1 protein-coding gene and 1 pseudogene are annotated in these 1,406 nt (G+C 32.8%); both read right to left on the bottom strand.

The genetic code is table 11. The features are described from left to right. Nucleotides 1-737 (bottom strand): annotated as a pseudogene (locus NK213_RS20065) (hypothetical protein); the annotation flags it as partial. Further along, entirely contained in the window at nt 738-1,334 is a 597-nt protein-coding gene (locus NK213_RS20060; protein ID WP_253352650.1) for a hypothetical protein, read from the bottom strand. Nucleotides 1,335-1,406: the final 72 nt, after the last annotated feature.

The raw sequence follows: 1,406 nt of genomic DNA, 5'->3' as shown, positions 1-1,406 counted from the left end.
GAATTTGTTATACTTCCTATTGCTGTTGAGTGTGTACTATCATATCTTCCGTCAGGTAATTTACTTAATACTACATCCAGTATTTTGCTGCTTACTGCTTTTTTTGTTAAACCTATTTTATCCGGAATTATGAAAGTAAATTCCTTATTTATCGGTATTCTTACTGATGATCCGTATACTTTCAGTATCATTGAACCTATCAGAGTATATGGATTAGATAATTCATTTTCTATACTTTCGATATCTGTCGGATCGGATATTCCTGCTTTAGCTAAAAGAGTTTTTATTGTTGTCTGATCTGATAATGATAATTTATTATAGTTATCTAAAGTAAGTGTCCCCAGTTTATCCAGTTCTTCCTGAGGTACTTCAAATTTATAGAATACATAGGCATTTGACATTGCATCCATTAGCGAATAGTAAGCTTTTGAACTCTCGCCACCGCCTGTGCCGTTGTCTTCTATTTCTGTTACTCTGTTTTCAATATTTGCTATATCTTTTTTTACTTCAATTATGTCACTTTCAAGATTATTTACATTTTCATTCATATTTTCTATTTCCATATCTCTTTTTACCAGTTCTATATCAACTTTTCCGGCAAGTTCTAATATCTTTGTTCTTTCAAGTCTGTCAAGTTCATAAAAATCTTTTACTTTTATTATTGCTTCATCATCAAAATTTGCTGTTGATACGTCTCCTATTGTAAATCCTTTATTTAAATCATCCTTTATACTCATTTAGTCCTCCTCTATTGCTATAAAGTTTACCAGTAATTCTTTATATTCTGCTGGCTGTGTAAATATCACAATATCCATAAGTTTCCCGCCATAAACTGTTCCAGTTTGTTGAATAACAACCGAACCATTTTGCTGTACCGGGTTAAAATATGTCCCCTGATATCCTACCAGTCTGTTATTCCTGTCTCCTATCTTTTCAAGAAATAAATTACCGTTTGCATAGGCTTTATGAGTTCCTTCTATACCGAAGGTACCATTATTATGATAGGCATAACTTACTCCGTAGAATGGTCCGGTATACAGAGTTAGCCATTCTTGTGTTGGATTGACTATTATTTCTGGGATTCTTATAGCTGTTGTATAGTCATATCCTAGAAGCCTGCAAACTATTTGATACCTGTTATTTCCCAAAGGAATAGCTTCCGCATAATACCTCATTTTGTTAAAATCAGGTAAATAACTATACATTGTTAAAAATACTTTTTCATTTTCCCAGGGCATTCCATTTGTATAGTTTTTTAAATCTAGGATCGTCCCACTTGCTATTGTCCCTTGCACAAACTTCTTTATCTGTCTGAATTCTATCCATTTACCCATCATTCCACCTCATATGCTATTACATTCGTTGTTCCGTTTATTTCTTCTTCTACACCATAGAATCTGTAAAAA

The sequence above is a fragment of the Sebaldella sp. S0638 genome, from assembly GCF_024158605.1.
In the GTDB taxonomy this organism is placed as follows: domain Bacteria; phylum Fusobacteriota; class Fusobacteriia; order Fusobacteriales; family Leptotrichiaceae; genus Sebaldella.
Note: the sequence above shows the minus strand (reverse complement) of the source record. Positions and strands in the feature narration are given on the sequence as shown.

Bases quoted from the DNA above. Each gene is read 5' to 3' on its own strand.
- NK213_RS20060 (WP_253352650.1), bottom strand. From the start codon at position 1,334: ATGGGTAAATGGATAGAATTCAGACAGATAAAGAAGTTTGTGCAAGGG.